Consider the following 1255-nt stretch of genomic DNA (forward strand, 5'->3'; position numbering starts at 1 on the left):
CATCCGCCTGCAGCATGGCGGGTGAGAGATGGCCCCGTATATCGTGGATGTGCCGCCGCAGCGCTTCATCCATGGCGGGGGCGGAGTCGCGGGTGGGGCTGGTCATGAAATCCATCCGGTTGGGGCTCAGGGGCGCGGCAGCATTGACGTTGCCGGAAAGCGGCAGTATAAGGCGCCGCTCAGGCCTTCCGTATTGTACGGGGCCTGTGGAATTTATTCCGTAACCTGTCTGTCATTGTCAATCTGGGAGTGCCGTTGTGAAGCGCACGTATCAACCCTCGAAGCTGGTCCGCAAGCGTCGCCACGGCTTCCGTTCGCGTATGGAAACCGTTGGTGGCCGTAAAGTTGTTGCAAACCGTCGCAGCAAGGGCCGCAAGCGTCTTTCTGCCTGAGGCAGGTGACGTCTGTACGTTCCGGGTGCCTTCGTGCCCGGAACCGTGAATGTCTCTACAAAGGGGCGGCTTAAAGTGGCCGACAAGTCCACGCGTCTTAAAAAACGTGCCGAGTTCCTGCGGGTTGCGGCAAAAGGCCGCAAGGCTCCCGTGCCGGGACTGGTGCTTCAGGCGCTTGAACGCGGTGACACGGAAGCTGCCCGGTACGGTTTTACCGTTACCAAGAAAGTGGGCAATTCCGTCGTGCGCAATCGCGCGCGGCGACGCCTGCGTGAGGTTGTACGGCTGGTCGGCCGCGAAACGGCGCTTGCGGGCGTTGACATCGTGGTCATTGGCCGGTCCGGCACGTGCGGTCGGCGGTTCGCCGCCCTGATCGGGGATTACCGCAAGGCCCTGCGCAAGGCCGGAGTAAAGGAAGAATCGTGAGTACGTCTTCCCCAGGCCTGGCCGCCCATGCGCTGCGCGCGCTCATTCGCGCGTATCAACTGGTAATCCGCCCGATATGGGGCGCGCATTGCCGCTTCGTTCCTTCATGCAGTCATTACGCACGCGACGCCATCGCCCGGCATGGGGCGATGCGGGGCAGTGTGCTGGCCGGGTGGCGCATCCTGCGCTGCAACCCGTGGAATGCGGGTGGTCACGACCCCGTTCCCGGCGCGGCCTGCGGGTGTGACATGCATGACTCCATGAAAAACAGTAAAAGTCTGGCGGGTCGCTGATGGATATCAAGCGTTTTATGGTGGCAACATTACTGTCTGCCGTGGTGCTGGTTGGTTTTGAGTATTTCCTGCCTCAGCAGAACCATAAGACGGTGGAACAGCAGGCCCCGGCGACCGCGCCCGCCCTGCCGCCTGCGGCGGGTA

Annotated in this window: 3 protein-coding genes; all 3 read left to right on the forward strand. The window is 62.4% G+C overall.

What is annotated here, in order from left to right; genetic code table 11:
* Nucleotides 1-257: 257 nt before the first annotated feature.
* The 3 genes from rpmH (at nt 258) to yidD (ending at nt 1111) form a co-directional block, all read left to right on the forward strand.
* Nucleotides 258-392: a 50S ribosomal protein L34 gene (gene rpmH / locus JCM25156_RS28210; RefSeq protein WP_007399178.1), complete on the forward strand. Its 135-nt coding sequence runs from the start codon at nt 258-260 to the stop codon at nt 390-392.
* A 75-nt stretch (nt 393-467) separates the two neighbouring features.
* A complete protein-coding gene (rnpA, locus tag JCM25156_RS17115; RefSeq protein WP_025814110.1) occupies nt 468-818 on the forward strand; it encodes a ribonuclease P protein component in 351 nt (116 codons plus the stop codon).
* The gene (yidD, locus tag JCM25156_RS17120; RefSeq protein WP_025814112.1) at nt 815-1111 is read left to right on the forward strand and encodes a membrane protein insertion efficiency factor YidD; all 297 of its coding nucleotides are present in this window, start codon (nt 815-817) and stop codon (nt 1109-1111) included. Before rnpA ends, yidD begins: the two co-directional genes overlap by 4 nt.
* Nucleotides 1112-1255 lie beyond the last annotated feature (144 nt).

The organism is Komagataeibacter kakiaceti JCM 25156 (assembly GCF_000613305.1).